The following is a 14,737-nucleotide window of genomic DNA, read 5'->3' on the forward strand; positions in this document are numbered from 1 at the left end:
TGAAGCAATGCACGACGCCAAGAACGCCCAGAGCGCGCTCGCCCAGCAGATCGCCCAGACCATCGCCGACGAGATCGGTGCCCAGTCCACCCAGGTACACGCCGCTGTCGGCCTGCTCGACGAGGGCGCCAGCGTCCCGTTCATCGCGCGCTACCGCAAGGAAGTGACCGGAGGCCTGGACGACACCCAGCTGCGCAACCTGGAAACCCGCCTCACCTACCTGCGTGAGCTGGAAGACCGCCGCGCGGCCGTGTTGTCCAGCATCGGCGAGCAGGGCAAGCTCAGCGACGAGCTGCGCAACGACATCCTGGCCGCCGATACCAAGAGCCGGCTGGAAGACCTGTACCTGCCGTACAAGCCCAAGCGCCGTACCCGTGCACAGATTGCCCGCGAGGCCGGCCTGGAACCGCTGGCCGATGGCCTGCTGACCGACCCGACGCAGGACCCGCAGGTTTTCGCCGCCACCTTTGTCGACGCCGACAAGGGCGTGGCCGACACCAAGGCCGCGCTGGAAGGCGCGCGCGCGATCCTGATGGAGCGCTGGGGCGAAGACGCCGCGCTGGTCGGTGAACTGCGTACCTGGCTCGGCGAAACCGGGGTGATCCGTGCCCGCGTGGCCGAGGGCAAGGAAACCGAAGGCGCCAAGTACCGCGATTATTTCGAACATGCCGAAGCGCTGGCGAAGATTCCGTCGCACCGCCTGCTGGCACTGTTCCGCGCACGCCGCGAGGAAATCCTGTTCCTGGAGCTGGACCCGGGCAGCGATGCCGAGGCTGGCCACCAGTACGCGGAAGGCCGCGTGGCGCGCAAGGCCGGCATTGCCGACCAGGGGCGCGCTGGCGACCGCTGGCTGCTGGATGCCTGTCGCCTGACCTGGCGCGCCAAGCTGCATACCCATCTGCTGCTGGACCTGTTCAACCAGGCCCGCGAAAAGGCCGAGGCCGAAGCCATCGCGGTGTTCGGCGACAACCTGAAGGACCTGCTGCTGGCGGCTCCGGCTGGCCCGAAGACCGTGCTCGGGCTGGACCCGGGCATCCGTACCGGCTGCAAGATCGCCGTGGTCGATGCCACCGGCAAGCTGGTCGCCACCGACACCATCTACCCGCACGAACCCCGCCGTCAGTGGGAGCAGTCGCTGCAGACCATCAAGCAGCTGTGCGCCAAGCACAACGTGGAACTGATCGCGATCGGCAACGGCACCGCCAGCCGTGAGACCGACAAGCTGGCCGGAGAGGCGATCAAGGCCGCGGCCAACCCGAAGCTGCAGAAGGTGGTGGTCAGCGAGGCCGGTGCTTCGGTGTACTCGGCCTCGGAGTTCGCGGCCAAGGAATTCCCGGGCCTGGACGTGTCGCTGCGCGGTGCGGTGTCGATCGCCCGGCGCCTGCAGGATCCGCTGGCCGAGCTGGTGAAGATCGAGCCCAAGGCGATCGGCGTTGGCCAGTACCAGCACGACGTGGATCAGTACCGCCTGGCACGGGCGCTGGACGCACGCGTGGAGGACTGCGTGAACGCGGTTGGCGTGTACGTGAACACCGCTTCGGCCGCGCTGCTGTCGCGCGTGTCCGGCTTGTCAGCGACGGTGGCCGAGAACATCGTGCGCCATCGTGACGACAACGGCCCGTTCAAGCGTCGCAAGGACCTGCTGAAGGTCGCGCGGTTGGGCGAGAAGACCTTCGAGCAGTGCGCCGGCTTCCTGCGCATCGCCGATGGTGACCAGCCGCTGGATGCCTCGGCGGTGCACCCGGAAGCCTACCCGGTGGTCGAGCGCATCGTTGCCAGCACCGCGCGCCCGATCAAGGCGCTGATCGGTGATGGCAGCTTCCTGCGCGGCCTGAAGGCAGAACAGTTCACTGACGACACCTTCGGCGTGCCGACCGTGCGCGACATCCTCAAGGAACTGGAAAAGCCGGGCCGCGATCCGCGTCCGGAGTTCAAGGCCGCCCGCTTCGCCGAGGGCGTCGAGGACATCAAGGATCTGCGCGAAGGCATGGTGCTGGAGGGCGTGGTCAGCAACGTTGCGGCCTTCGGCGCCTTTGTCGATATCGGCGTGCACCAGGATGGCCTGATCCACATTTCGGCGCTCTCCGATACGTTCGTGAAGGATCCGCGCGACGTGGTCAAGGCCGGCGATATCGTCAAGGTGAAGGTGCTGGAGGTGGACGTGGCGCGCAAGCGCATCGCCCTGACCCGGCGCTTGGACGACACCCCCGGCCAGGCCACCAGCCGCCCGGGCCAGCGCGATGAGCGCAATCAGGGCCAGGGGCCACGTCGTGACGCGGGTGGCCAGAACCGTGGCCCCAACCGCAGCCCGGGCAATGGCGGCCGTGGTGGCCAGTCGGCGGCGCCGGCCAACAATGCCCTGGCAGACGCCTTCGCCCGCGCCAAGCGCAGCTGAGGAGCGTGTCCCCCGTCACGGTTGATCCGGGGCGGGGGACTTGTCGATTTTCCCCGTGATTGCGCACACTTGCGCCTGAGGGGGGCGTGTGGCCTCCCCGCTGTCTCTGGGGAGGGCCATGACGCCAGCACGACCCGTCGTCTTCATTGACGTCTGCAGCGCCCTGCTGCGGCCGGAGGCTGCCTGCGCGTCCCGGGGAACGGGTTGATGGCCGGCCAGGGAAGCAACGGCAACGGGCTGCTGGAGCGGCGCCTGCAGGAGCTGGCTGAAGAACGCCGCCGGCTGGCGATGATCATCGACGGCACCGCCGCCGGCACCTGGGAATGGAACGTGCAGACCGGCGAGATGCGGGTCAACGCGCGCTGGGCCGAGATCGTCGGTTACCGGCTGGAAGAATTGGAGCCGGTGTGCCAGAAGACCTTCCTGACATTGGTCCATCCCGACGATATCGCCCTGTCCGATGCGGCGCTCGAGGACCATTTCGAGGGCCGCAGCGACAATTACGTCTGCCTGTTGCGCATGCGCCACAAGAACGGCCAGTGGATGTGGATCCACGACCGTGGCCGCGTGTTCGAATGGGACGGGCAGGGGCGGCCACTGTGGATGGCCGGTGCGCATGCTGATGTGACCGAACTGCAGCAGGCACGCCAGGATGCGGCCGAGACCCGGCAGCGACTGCAGGCGGTGGTCGACGCCTCCGACGAGGTTGCGGTGATCGCCACCGATATCGACGGCACCATCACCCTGTTCAATACCGGCGCACAGCGCCTGCTCGGCTACGCCGCCGAGGAGGTGGTTGGCCATCGGCGCCTGGATGCGTTCCATGACCCGGACGAGCTGAGCGCCTGGCTGCAGCCGCTGGCGGGCGACGACGGCGAGGTACCTGGCGTGTTCGAGGCGCTCAGTGCCCGTGCCGATGGGCAGACCTATTCGCGGCAATGGACGCTGCGCCGCAAGGACGGCCAGTCACGCCAGGTCCGCCTGTCGATCAGCCGCATGGATGGCGCCGACGGCACGCGGATCGGCTACGTCGGCATGGCGATCGACATCACCGAGATCCTGCAGGCGCGCGCCGAAGCACGGCTGTCGGCGGAGAAGTTCGCCGGTGCGTTCACCTCGGCTGCATTGGGCATGGCACTGGTGTCGCTGGAAGGGCGCTGGCTGGACGTCAATGACGCGCTGTGCCGGATCCTCGGCTATCCACGCGAAGAACTGCTGCAGGTTGATTTCCAGCGCCTGACCCACCCCGATGACCTGCAGACCGACCTGGCTCTGGTGCAGGATCTGCTGGCCGGGCGGCGCAGCCACTACCACCTGGAGAAGCGTTACCTCGATCGCGACGGCAAGGTGATCTGGGCGCGGCTGTCGGTTTCGCTGGTGCGCAGCGAGCGTGGTGAACCTGTGCATTTCGTGTCGCAGATCCAGGACATCAGCGCCCAGCGCAGCAGCGAGCAGCGCTTGTTCGAAAGTGAGCAGCGCAGCCGCATTACTCTTGATGCGGTCGCCGACCTGGTGCTCAGTGTCAGCCTCGATGGCCGCATCGACTATGCCAATGCGGCCGCGGTGCGTACCTTGGCCGGTGATGGTGCGCTGTCGCTGGCCGGGCACAAGGTGCAGGACGTGCTGGCGTTGACCACCGAGTACGCGCCTGGATCGGTGCTGGATGTCTCGGTGCTGCTGGATCCGGAAAGCAACGCAGTGGACCTGCATGCCGACCTGCTGTTGCGGCTGGGCACGGCGACCATACCGGTGGACCTGACCCGCGCCTGGCTTCGCGATGACGAAGGCCATGTACGCGGTGCGGTGTGGGTGCTGCGCGACGATACCCAGCAGCGTGCACGCCAGCGCGAGGCGCGTCACCTTGCCGAAATCGATCCGTTGACCGAGCTGAGCAACCGACGCGGCTTCGAGGTGCACCTGCAGCAGGCGATCACCCGTGTCGAGCGCACGGGCCAAGCCGCGTCGTTGATGTACATCGACCTGGATCGCTTCAAGCCGGTCAACGACACCTGGGGCCATCTGGCCGGTGATGCGGTGCTGTGGGCGGTGGCCAGCGTGCTGCGCCATGGCGTGCGTGATTCGGATGTGGTGGCACGGCTGGGGGGGGATGAGTTCGCGGTGATCCTGTCCGGCTGTACGCCGCGGCGTGCCGCGCGTATCGGCGGCGAACTGCTGCATACCCTTGCGTCGCTGTCGATTCCGTGGGACCAGGACCGCCTGCATGTCGGGGCCAGCATCGGCATCGCGCCGCTGGCGGGCGGCATGAGCGTGGACCAGGCGGTGGCCGCCGCCGACGCCCAGTGCTACCGGGCCAAGGCGATGGGACGCAACAACGTGCAGGTGCAGGGTGAGGCCAGTGAGCTGCCCGGCGACGACGCGGATGCGGCCGAAGGCTGATCTCAGCCTGTGAGAGGACACGCGCGAATACTGCGCGCACATCCACTCATGCAGGTGATCCCATGAAGGTCTGGAACCCGGTTGCGATGCGGGCCTACGCCCCGGCGATGGTTGGCTGGTGCCTTGCGCTGGCGGCCTGCCTGCGTCTGGAAGAAGTGCGCGACGATCTGCACGCGCAGGCATTGCTGCCGGTGCTGCAGGGCGGTGCCATCGCCCTGCTGGTGTTCACGCTGTCCTGTATCGGCGGGGCCAGCATCGTGTTGTGGCGGGCGGGCCGGAAGGAGGTACCGCCTCATACTCTTGATGCTCAGGCCCACGCTTCACGGGAAGGCGCAGAGATCACCTGAAGGCAAAGAGATGTTACCTGTCGATAGAACGCCTGCAACACCACCCTTTGCATTGATGCCGTTGCAGTTTCCAACACCCAAGCGACGATTCTGAATGAACCGGTTGGAGCGGAATGTGGCCGTGGTACCACCCGATGTCTCAAACACCGCCCCACCATAGTTCGCACCGCTTACAGCATTGTTTTCTGCAAGAAAGCGCTGTGAACCCTGTACGACGTCGATACCCCATTCACCAGGGCGTTCGATCACCGAGTTCTTGATGGTGCAGTCGATGCAGTTCACCAGATAGATGGCGCTGGCGCCGGAGTCGATGACGCGTGCGCCATCAATCATGACGTTGCTCGAGTTGTAGATGGCCATCTCGCCATCGCCCCCCGGGCCATCCTTTCGGCCGGTCAGCTGTCCATAGAGGATGGTGACGTCGCGGGAATCGGTGATCCACAGATTTGGGTCCGCCACATTGTTGCCTGCTATGCCGTTGGCACGCATGAAGGTGTCCCATATATCCACACCTTTCCCGCCCACGACACCAGTGCTGATCTGGAAGCCGACGATATCGAGGCTCCAAATGATGATGCGGTCCTGATGATAGGCCAGTACACCGAAGTTTCCGCCTGCACCGGTGGACAACGTGAAATTGTGCAGCATGGTGCCGCTGCCGAGCCCGATCGCCTTCTGTGGGGAGCCATGGGCGGAGATCAAGACGTCGGCCATGCTCGCACCCAATCCCTCGATGGTCGTGCCGGAGGGAACTTCCAGTGGTGCAGGGCCAGTGACGTAGGTGCCAGGCCGCAGGCAGATTTTCTTGCCAGGTGCGGTGGCCACTGCGGCAGCAAGGTTACCACCACTGTCGAGAGTGAGATCGCATGCCGAGGCCTGCGCGGCACCGGCCAGGCCTATGGCAAAGAGTACGGCGGAAATGCGTTGTTTCATTATGGGTTCCTTCCGTGGAGTGGTTGAAGTTGCATCCAAGATACCGCAGCCGACCGGCTTGACGTCAACGCAGCACTTCATCCGAACTGACCAGCTGTACGTCGTGCATCAGGTTGAGATAGGCCTCGTAGTAGCCCTTGTGAGAGGCACCGACGATGGTCAGCATGCGGGTGCCCGGCTGTTGGCCGAGTACGTCGCGCATGTTGGCGACCATGCGCAGGTTGCGGGTTTCCCAGTAGCCCACGTAGTTGCGGCCGAAGCCTTCTGGCGAGGGCTCGACCAGCGTCGCGCCGAAGTCGCTGTTGTAGGCCACCATCGCGGTCTCGGGTGTGTTGTAGGCGCGATACATCGCCAGCAGTCCGTCCGGTTGGGCAAGATTGGCTTCGAGCCGTTCATCAGCCGCCCTACGTGCCTTGACGATGGGATTATCCCAAGCGCCCCGGATGGCCGCTGCATAGGCCTTCTGCTGGGATGCCGGCGTCGGCGAATCCGCAGTGTGGTCGTCGACCGACCACACGCGCTCCAGCCCCAGGCGTGCGGCAAGGACGCCGGCCACCAGGCCGGCCTCGTTGCGGCGGGCCATGCGCGTGTCGAGGAACTGCACCAGCTCCGGTGTCAGGCTGTCGGAGGCACGTCGCTCTTCCTTGGGCAGCCGCAGCCATTGGACGACTGCCGAACTGCTTTCGCCCGCGGCCAAGAACACTGCAGCCAATCGGCGCCGCTGGGCAGCGGTTGGCGCCTTCGGCCAATCTGCAAGCAGGCGTTCCATTTCCACGTTGGCGCTGGGAACGTCCAGGCCGGTGGCGGCCTGTGCCGGCGCCGGATCGACGCAGTAGTCCGCTACGCTCTCTGCGTATCGGGCCGGATTGCGGCGCATGAAATCGCACTGCAGGCCGGAGAGGTTCTCAACCGCGATCGCGGTGGGCTGCCAGGCCTCCAGCCGCTTCAGCAGTGGCTCCAGCATCGCCGGTTCGAAGGTCTTCGGCAGGCTGGACAGATGCGGGCTGCCCAACACCAGCACCTCGTTCGGACGCCCGGCCGGTGGGCCCTTCAGCTGGTCGGGATGGAAGGTCGGCCGGTAGCTGGCATCGGCAGCCAGGGCGCCGGTACTGCACAGGCCCAGGAAGAGGTAGCTGGCCAAGCGTGGAAGCATGTTGATCTCCGTGTCCGTGAACGTCCTGCAGGTCACTGCATGCTGGCCGTTTCCCTGTATCCGGGGACCTCCCGTTGGTCATGTAAACCCTTTTGCCTTGCGCTGCATCAGTCTGCTGGGCGAGGCTGTGCTCAATGGACAGGTGGTGCATGACATGACATCCGGCAACTGGATGATAGATAGCGCGCGGTTGCGCCTTCGGCCTTTCACGGCCGCGGATGCGGATGAGGCATTCGCAGCGATCACGCCGGGGCTGACCCGTTACATGGCGTTCGAGCCGCCGCCGTCGAAGGAGGCCTTCGCTGTGGTCTGGCAGGCGTGGTTGCCAACCATCGCCTCGGGCACGGACATCACCTTCGTCATCCGCCGGCGTGACGATGGCGCCTTCCTTGGCTTGGCCGGCCTTCATCGCAGCAGAGACGCCGAGCCCGAACTCGGCATCTGGATCAGCGAGGCGATGCATGGGCAGGGCTACGGCCGGGAAGCCGTCTCGGCGGTGTGGTCGCGGGCCTCCGCGCATCTGCGATGCGCGGCATTCCGCTACCCGGTGGTGGAGCAGAACGCGCCGAGCCGGCGCCTGGTCGAATCGCTTGGCGGCGTGCCTGCCGGGCGTGAGCAGGGCGTGAAGTACACGGCGATTGTCTACCGCATTCCTGCGGCAAAGCATGGAGATGCGACGGGCGTCGCGGAATCCGGTTAAAGCCGCCGACTGCATCGCCGATATCCCCTCTGGATCCCGCTCCAGTCACCCGCTGCAGGACCCCCGGCTGCCCCCGATGGGCGGCCCGCGCCGTGTGTTCCGCCGCTCCCAGATGCTGATCGCGCCCGCACCAGACGTTCTTGCCAGCCGCTCGAGGGGTGCCAGCCGGCACCTGTAGTCCCAGGCAACTGATGTTGCCGCCGGGCATCCCGCCCGTCGGATCGCAACCGCTTACCGGACACCGAGGATCAGACAATGCTCATTCCAGGCTTCACGGCGGGCGCGCAGGCGCCGGCCGAGCTGCATACCCGTTGGTCTCCCTGGCGCGCGCTGTTGGGTGCGTTGGCTCCCCGGCATCGGCCCAGTACCGAGCTGGCGGCGAACGACCGCGCCGAGCTTGAGGCGCAGGTCGCGGCGCTGCACCGCGTGCAGGCGGTCATCGAGTTCGGGCTCGACGGCACCATCCTGCAGGCCAACGACAACTTCCTGCAGGCAATGGGGTATCGGCTGGAAGAGATCCAGGGCAAGCATCATTCGTTGTTCGTCGATCCAGAGCACGCCGGCAGCACCGAGTACCGCGACTTCTGGGCGCGGCTGGGGCGCGGCGAGTATGACGCCGGGCAATACCGGCGCTTCGGCAAGGGCCAGCGTGAGATCTGGATCCAGGCCTCGTACAACCCGGTGCTGGACCGCCAGGGACGCCCCTACAAGGTGGTCAAGTTCGCTACCGACATCACCGCGCAGAAACTGCAGGCGGCGGACTCGGCCGGGCAGCTGGCAGCGATCGGCAAGTCGCAGGCAGTGATCGAGTTCAGCATGGATGGCCGCATCCTCTCGGCCAACGACAATTTCCTCGCCACCACCGGTTACAGCCTGGACGAGGTGCGTGGGCAACATCACTCGCTGTTCGTTGAACCCGACCACCGCAGCAGTGAAGCGTACCGGCAGTTCTGGCAGAAGCTCGGACGCGGCGAATACGATGCCGGGCAGTACCGGCGCCTGGGCAAGGGCGGGCGCGAGGTCTGGATCCAGGCGTCCTACAACCCGATCCTTGACCTCAACGGGAAGCCGTTCAAGGTCGTCAAATACGCTACGGACATCACCGCGCAGGTACATGAAAACCAGGCCATGCAGCGGGCGGTGGCGCAGACCCGTGAAGTGGTGGCGGCGGCCAAAGGCGGCGATCTGACCCAGCGCGTGGCCACGGCCGACAAGCGTGGCCCGATCGCTGAGCTGTGCGAGGGCGTGAACTCGCTGGTCGAGGCAATGGCGGCCATCATCGGCCAGATCAAGTTCGCCGCCGACACCATCGCGGTGGGCGCGACCGAGATCGCGCAGGGCAACAGCGACCTGTCGCAGCGTACCGAGCAGCAGGCGGCCTCGCTGGAGGAAACCGCGGTGTCGATGAAGGGGCTGGCCGAGACCGTGCAGCGCACTGCCACCAATGCGCGGCAGGCCAGCCAGCTTGCCGGTGGTGCTGCCGATGTCGCGGCGAAGGGCGGCAGCGTGGTGCATGAAGTGGTCGAGACCATGGCGGTGATCAACACCTCGTCGCGGCGCATCGTCGATATCATCGGCGTGATCGACGGGATCGCCTTCCAGACCAACATCCTGGCGCTCAATGCAGCGGTGGAGGCTGCACGTGCTGGCGAGCACGGCCGTGGCTTTGCCGTGGTCGCCACCGAGATCCGCGAACTTTCGCAGCGTTCGGCCAGCGCGGCCAAGGAGATCAAGCACCTGATCGACGAGTCGGTCGCCAACGTCGGCGCTGGTACCGCCCAGGTCGAGAGTGCCGGCCGGACCATGGACGAGATCGTGGTCAACGTGCGTCGGGTCAGCGATCTGATGACCGAGATCAGCACCGCCGCGCAGCAGCAGAGCGACGACATCCAGCAGATGAACCATGCGGTCGACCTGATTGATCAGGGTACCCAGCAGAACGCAGCGCTGGTCGAGGAGGCGTCGGCGGCGGCGCGCAGCATGGAGGAGCAGTCGGCGCAGCTGCTGCACACCGTGGCTGGTTTCCGCGTGCAGGGCGCGGCCGGGCATCTGCACGGGGCAACGGTGCTGCGCGCGGTCTAGGCGCGCCGGTCGGGCCGTTCGCTCCCGGCCGTGGCGGCCGGGGCGCCGTGCACACGGTTGCGCCCGGCGTGCTTGGCCCGGTACAGGGCCTGGTCGGCGCGGTCGACCAGGTCGCGCGGATCGCCGTTCTCGCGGGCGGCCTGCCAGGCCACGCCGATGCTGATGGTGACGACGGCTTCGGCCGCCGGCAGACCGGCAGTTTCGACCGCCGCGCGTAGTCGTTCGCCCAGGCTCAGGGCATGAGCGATATCGGGCGAGGGCAGGGCGGCGATGAACTCTTCGCCGCCATAACGGGCCAGCAGGTCGTCACCGCGTTGCAGGCAGCCATCAAGGATCCCGGCGACCGCGCGCAGCCGGCGGTCACCTTCCGGGTGGCCATAGGTGTCATTGAGCCGCTTGAAATGGTCGATGTCGATCATCAGCACGGCCAGGCCCAGCCCTTGGCGGCGTGCGCGGCGATGGGCACTGCCGAGGGATTCGTCGAAGTTGCGTCGGTTCCCCAACCCGGTCAATGGATCGCGCCGGGCCAGTGCTTCCAGTTCGTCACGCTGGCGCTGGATCTCGACCTGGGTCAGCACGCTGCGCAACGCGTAACCCAACATGGCGCCGATGAAGCCGACGATCGCCAGTGTTGGATGCAGGCGTGAGACCAGCAGTGCCACCATCATCAGCAACAGGGGCAGCATCAATGGAACACCAGCATCGACGACGCGGCGCAGATTGCGCGACACCGCTACCGCAGGCGGCCGCCATGGGCTGCTTGCCATCACTGCCAGCAGTACGAACAGGCCACTGATCAGCAGGTCGCCCCAACCGCCGTCGGGCACCTGGGGCTGGTAGTGATTGATGTAGAACGCGAGCAGAAAATAGCCCAGCGCATAGGTCGTCAGGGTACGGAAGAAGTCACGCCGATCGGCATTGTCTTCGGCCAGGAAGCGGATCAGCGCGAAGCAGAATACGAGACCGTTCTGCACAGTGCTCATCGCGTTCAGACCCCGCATCCACAGGGCTGCATCCAGGTGCACCAGCGCCCGCGTGTGTACGTAGTACAGCAGCCAGAGCAGGGCAATGATCGACAGGTCCACGGCGCGCACGTAGCGGTTGCCGCCCCCAGGGCTGGCCGCCACATAGGTCAGCGGTATCCGGTAGAACACGTAGAGGATCAGCGACGACAGTGGCATCTGTGCCTGCCCGCCGCCATCCGCGATGCGATACAGCTGGGCCAGCAAGGCGATCGAGAACAGGCCGACGGCGAAGCCGAGCAGCCGCCACTTGCAGGCGGCCCTGCTGTCGCGGGCACGCCGCACACATGCCAGTGCCGCCAGCAGGGGAGCAGCCATCAACAGCAGGAAGGAACCTATCGGGTCCTGAGGGCCGATCAGACCAATGACAAGCGCGTGCGTGACCAGAAAAAACAGTGCAGCACGCAACGTCATGCATTCCCCCGCCCCCAGGTCCGGCTGCCCTCAAGATAGGCAGATGCACGTGAGGCTTGCAAGAAAAGTGTGCGCTGCGTCCATTGGCAACGTTGTCAGTGGTTGCCGTTGTGTTTCAGCACGATGACGCGGTGTTCTCGATGTGCGCGTACATCCAGAAGTCAGCGGCCTGGCCGCGGACCTGGCGATAAGCGCGGAGCAGTCCCTCGCGCTGCATGCAGATGCGTTCCAGCACGGCGATCGAACGGGTATTGCTGTCCAGCACCGTGGCCTGGATGCGGACGAGCGCCAGTGTAGTGCGTCCCCAGGCCAGCACGGCACGCGCCGCGTTCGTGGCCAGTCCCTGGCCCTGCCAGCGGGGATCGAGATCGTACGCGAGCTCGGCGCGGCGATGCTGAAGATCGATTCCGTTCAGGCCTACGGTGCCGATCAGCAGGTTGTCTGCATCGACCAGTGCCCAGCGCCGGTCGACCGGCGAGGCTGCGTAGCTGTTGATCAGGTGGCGTAGTGCTTCTGGAGAAACGTCACCCCAGCTGGTGTGTTCGGTCACGCCGGGCAGCGAAAGATAGCGCGACCAGGCGACAGCATCATCCGGCTGCAACGAGCGCAGGCGCGTGGGCGGGGTGTCGGGAGGCGAGGGGTGCAAAGGGGCGGGCATGGCTGCCAGTGTCGGCGTTCCAAACCCGGAAATGCAAAAAGGCCAGGTCGGAGACCTGGCCTTTGATGCAATGGTGCCGGTGAAAGGACTCGAACCTTCATGGGGTCACCCCCGGCTGATTTTGAGTCAGCTGCGTATACCATTCCGCCACACCGGCAGGCAGCGTGCGAGTGTAACCGAGGTCGGCAGGGCTTTCATAGGGGGAGAGGCGATCAGGGCGCTTCCTGTCGGCTTCGACCCCATGGTGGCTATACTGCGGCGGCATGTATCCCTCCAGGAGCGGTAGCCGATGACAGTGTTGCAGGACCTGAGGGTGCTGGTGGTCGAGAACGACGAGATGAGTGCCGCCTTGCTGCAGATGCAGCTGGTGCATGCCGGCGCGACCGTGGTCGGGTTGGCGGCGGGCGTGGCCGAAGCGCTGCGCCTGCTGGAGGATTCGGCGCCGGACGTGGCCCTGCTCGATTATCGCCTTGCCCGCAATGAAACCAGCGAGCCGGTCGCAGCTGCGCTGTCGGCGCGTGGCGTACCGTTCGTGCTGGCCACGGGGATGCTGGCCGAGCAGCTGCCTGAGTCCATGCTGGCTGGTGTGCTGCTGGTCAAGCCGTACCTGTCGGCGGATCTGAGCCGGGCGCTGGCGCGCGCGGTGGGTCGTTCCAGCGCGAAGGCCTGATTGGTCCTGATGGAATCGGCGGGCGTATGCTGCCCGGGCCTGAATGCTCAGGCCTACAAGGAGAGTGGCATGAAGAAGTGGATCAAGCGCGTGGTTGCTGCGGGTGTCCTTTCGATGGCTGTCTTCGGTGGTACGGCCTCTGCCGCGTGGTGCGGCCAGCCTTGTTACCAGCTCTACAAGAGCTGCATTGCGCGGGGTGGCGAGGTTGAGCAGTGCCTGCAGGAGCAAGCGTTCTGCGAAGAGGCGATGTGCGGCGGCAACCCCTGATCCAGGAACCCCGCCCAGGCGGGGTTTTTCATTCGCGCGCCATGTTCAACCTGCTTCCTCATACACGTAGCGGATGTCCTCGCGGTCATCGAGAATTCGGTACTGCCGCGCCAGGTCGTCCGGATCGGGATTGAGCCAGGCATCGAGGTATTCCTTGCGGATAGGTACCACGCCGCGATCATGACCAGCCGCAACAACGTCGCCGGGCGGTGTGTCGGTGATGGTAGCGAATGACAGCAGGCGGCCCTCCGGGCCCTCCCATTCCGCCCACAGGCAGGCCAGCAGCAGGTCGCGCGGTGGATCGGGACGGAACTCCAGCACCACGTCCTGTTCCTTTTCGTCTGCGCCGAGCGTGCGTCCCGCGATGGCATGGCGGGGCACGTGCTCGTAGAACGCCTGCACCACCACCACGCCATGGCGCAGGCCGAACGCACCACGCCAGTAGCCTTCCAGACTGTCGCGTCGTGCGTTGTAGGTGCCGGGATAAAGCACGTCGTTGCGTGCGGGCTTGTCAGGAAGCCGGCACTGGTAGCGCATCGGCTTGATCACCCGCTCACCGTTCTCGCTGATCATCACCGGCGCATAGGTGCCAGGGAAAATCCGGTTATCGCGTGGCAGCAACTGCACCCGGTGCAGGTCTTCAAGCCGGGCTTGCGCGCGCTCGATGCGGTTGCCGGCCACACGCAGGTCATTGCGTGCTTTCTGGGTAGGGCGGGTCGCCAGCGTGGCGTTGGCGATATCACGCCGCTCGCACTGGCGGGCCAGGTCCGCTTCCAGTTCGCGTTGCTCCTGCGCATGCCACTGCTGGATCTTCGCCACGATGTCGCGCCCCAGCTCGGTGCGTGCAGCAGCGAAGCCGTCATCCATCGCCTTGGGTGTCTTCGGTCGCTTCTTGCCCGGATCGTGCGCGTACAGCTCCGCGAAATCTTCCAGCGACAGGATGGCGCCGAACTCGCGCACCAGCTTGGCGTAGTCGGCGCGGATCAGGGCGGAATAGCACATGGTAAATCTGCCGGGATGGATCGCAGCAACTGCGACGGGGATGAGGCAGGATAGCTCGACCTATAGGGAGATACCGCATGAATGATTCCGCCACCTGCCAGTTCCGCGAGACTGTGCCAACCGTCGAGGGCTACTGCCGGTTGCGTGTGCTGGCCGGTCTGAGTGCCAAGACCGAGGAGGCCGCGGCGCGTGCACTGCCCAATACCTTGTTCGGCGTGTGTGCCTACCAGGGCAACGAACTTGTGGCGATGGGACGGATCGTTGGTGATGGCGGATGTCACCTTCAGGTCTGCGATATCGCGGTGTTGCCGCGCCTGCAGGGGCAGGGTCTGGGCAAGGAAGTGATGCGGCGCCTGAGCGAGTGGATGCAGGGCAACCTGCCGCCGTCGGCCTATGTGAGCCTGTTGGCCGATGGCGAGGCGCATCGGCTGTACGCGCAGTTCGGTTTTGCACCGACGGCACCGGCATCGATCGGGATGTATCGGCGGTTCTGAGGCGCGGTCCAGCGTTTTCCATCCACGCATGGCATGGATCTACTGCAGAGTCGGGGTAGATCCACGCCATGCGTGGATGCGTTCCACCAGCAGATCGCAGGCAAAGAAAAACCCCGGTCGAAACCGGGGTTTTCAAGAATTGGCGTCCCCACGGGGATTCGAACCCCGGTCGCCACCGTGAAAGGGTGATGTCCTAGGCCTCT

13 protein-coding genes and 1 tRNA gene are annotated in these 14,737 nt (G+C 65.7%); 8 read left to right on the top strand and 6 right to left on the bottom strand.

All coding sequences use genetic code 11. The features are described 5' to 3' along the window. Positions 1–7: 7 nt before the first annotated feature. From AC13GA_RS08605 to AC13GA_RS08615, 3 genes are all read left to right on the top strand, one after another. Positions 8–2,395, top strand: coding sequence for a Tex family protein (locus AC13GA_RS08605; protein WP_046986762.1), 2,388 nt, complete (start codon positions 8–10; stop codon positions 2,393–2,395). A 207-nt stretch (positions 2,396–2,602) separates the two neighbouring features. Further along, positions 2,603–4,792 (top strand): PAS domain S-box protein, encoded by a 2,190-nt coding sequence (locus tag AC13GA_RS08610; protein WP_136638190.1) that lies wholly within the window; start codon positions 2,603–2,605, stop codon positions 4,790–4,792. Positions 4,793–4,854: 62 nt separating this feature from the next. Next, positions 4,855–5,139, top strand: a complete 285-nt coding sequence (locus AC13GA_RS08615) for a hypothetical protein (protein WP_046986760.1) — start codon at positions 4,855–4,857, stop codon at positions 5,137–5,139. On the opposite strand, the gene AC13GA_RS08620 is transcribed toward AC13GA_RS08615, so the two are convergent. Together AC13GA_RS08620 and AC13GA_RS08625 are read right to left on the bottom strand one after the other, a co-directional pair. Beyond that, positions 5,113–6,072 (bottom strand): right-handed parallel beta-helix repeat-containing protein, encoded by a 960-nt coding sequence (locus AC13GA_RS08620; RefSeq protein ID WP_337302710.1) that lies wholly within the window; start codon positions 6,070–6,072, stop codon positions 5,113–5,115. The two genes, AC13GA_RS08615 and AC13GA_RS08620, sit on opposite strands and share 27 nt — an antisense overlap. 64 nt (positions 6,073–6,136) lie before the next feature. Then, positions 6,137–7,225: a DUF5694 domain-containing protein gene (locus AC13GA_RS08625; protein ID WP_337302711.1), complete on the bottom strand. Its 1,089-nt coding sequence runs from the start codon at positions 7,223–7,225 to the stop codon at positions 6,137–6,139. Between AC13GA_RS08625 and AC13GA_RS08630 the strand changes: the two genes are divergently transcribed. Next, on the top strand, positions 7,224–7,925 hold the full coding sequence (locus AC13GA_RS08630; protein ID WP_482997884.1) for a GNAT family N-acetyltransferase: 702 nt from the start codon (positions 7,224–7,226) through the stop codon (positions 7,923–7,925). The genes AC13GA_RS08625 and AC13GA_RS08630 overlap by 2 nt on opposite strands. Before the next feature lie 255 nt (positions 7,926–8,180). Then, entirely contained in the window at positions 8,181–10,007 is a 1,827-nt protein-coding gene (locus tag AC13GA_RS08635) for a methyl-accepting chemotaxis protein (protein WP_480983027.1), read from the top strand. Here the strand turns inward: AC13GA_RS08635 and AC13GA_RS08640 are convergent. From AC13GA_RS08640 to AC13GA_RS08650, 3 genes are all read right to left on the bottom strand, one after another. Then, positions 10,004–11,443, bottom strand: a complete 1,440-nt coding sequence (locus AC13GA_RS08640; protein ID WP_482997885.1) for a GGDEF domain-containing protein — start codon at positions 11,441–11,443, stop codon at positions 10,004–10,006. The two genes, AC13GA_RS08635 and AC13GA_RS08640, sit on opposite strands and share 4 nt — an antisense overlap. Before the next feature lie 115 nt (positions 11,444–11,558). Next, positions 11,559–12,101 (bottom strand): GNAT family N-acetyltransferase, encoded by a 543-nt coding sequence (locus AC13GA_RS08645; protein WP_136638186.1) that lies wholly within the window; start codon positions 12,099–12,101, stop codon positions 11,559–11,561. Positions 12,102–12,172: 71 nt separating this feature from the next. After that, positions 12,173–12,258 (bottom strand) — tRNA-Leu (locus AC13GA_RS08650). 132 nt (positions 12,259–12,390) lie between these two features. Between AC13GA_RS08650 and AC13GA_RS08655 the strand changes: the two genes are divergently transcribed. Both AC13GA_RS08655 and AC13GA_RS08660 read left to right on the top strand, forming a co-directional pair. Then, entirely contained in the window at positions 12,391–12,771 is a 381-nt protein-coding gene (locus tag AC13GA_RS08655; RefSeq protein WP_046987588.1) for a response regulator, read from the top strand. Between the two features lie 69 nt (positions 12,772–12,840). Then, positions 12,841–13,038: a hypothetical protein gene (locus AC13GA_RS08660; protein ID WP_046987587.1), complete on the top strand. Its 198-nt coding sequence runs from the start codon at positions 12,841–12,843 to the stop codon at positions 13,036–13,038. Positions 13,039–13,083: 45 nt separating this feature from the next. Here the strand turns inward: AC13GA_RS08660 and AC13GA_RS08665 are convergent, their stop codons facing one another. Beyond that, positions 13,084–14,040 (bottom strand): SOS response-associated peptidase family protein, encoded by a 957-nt coding sequence (locus AC13GA_RS08665; RefSeq protein ID WP_482997886.1) that lies wholly within the window; start codon positions 14,038–14,040, stop codon positions 13,084–13,086. A gap of 77 nt (positions 14,041–14,117) precedes the next feature. Here AC13GA_RS08665 and AC13GA_RS08670 point away from each other — a divergent pair, with 77 nt between their 5' ends. Beyond that, on the top strand, positions 14,118–14,534 hold the full coding sequence (locus tag AC13GA_RS08670) for a GNAT family N-acetyltransferase (RefSeq protein WP_046987585.1): 417 nt from the start codon (positions 14,118–14,120) through the stop codon (positions 14,532–14,534). The last annotated feature ends 203 nt before the right edge of the window (positions 14,535–14,737 follow it).

It is taken from the genome of Stenotrophomonas sp. 22DLJC03 (genome assembly GCF_056861405.1).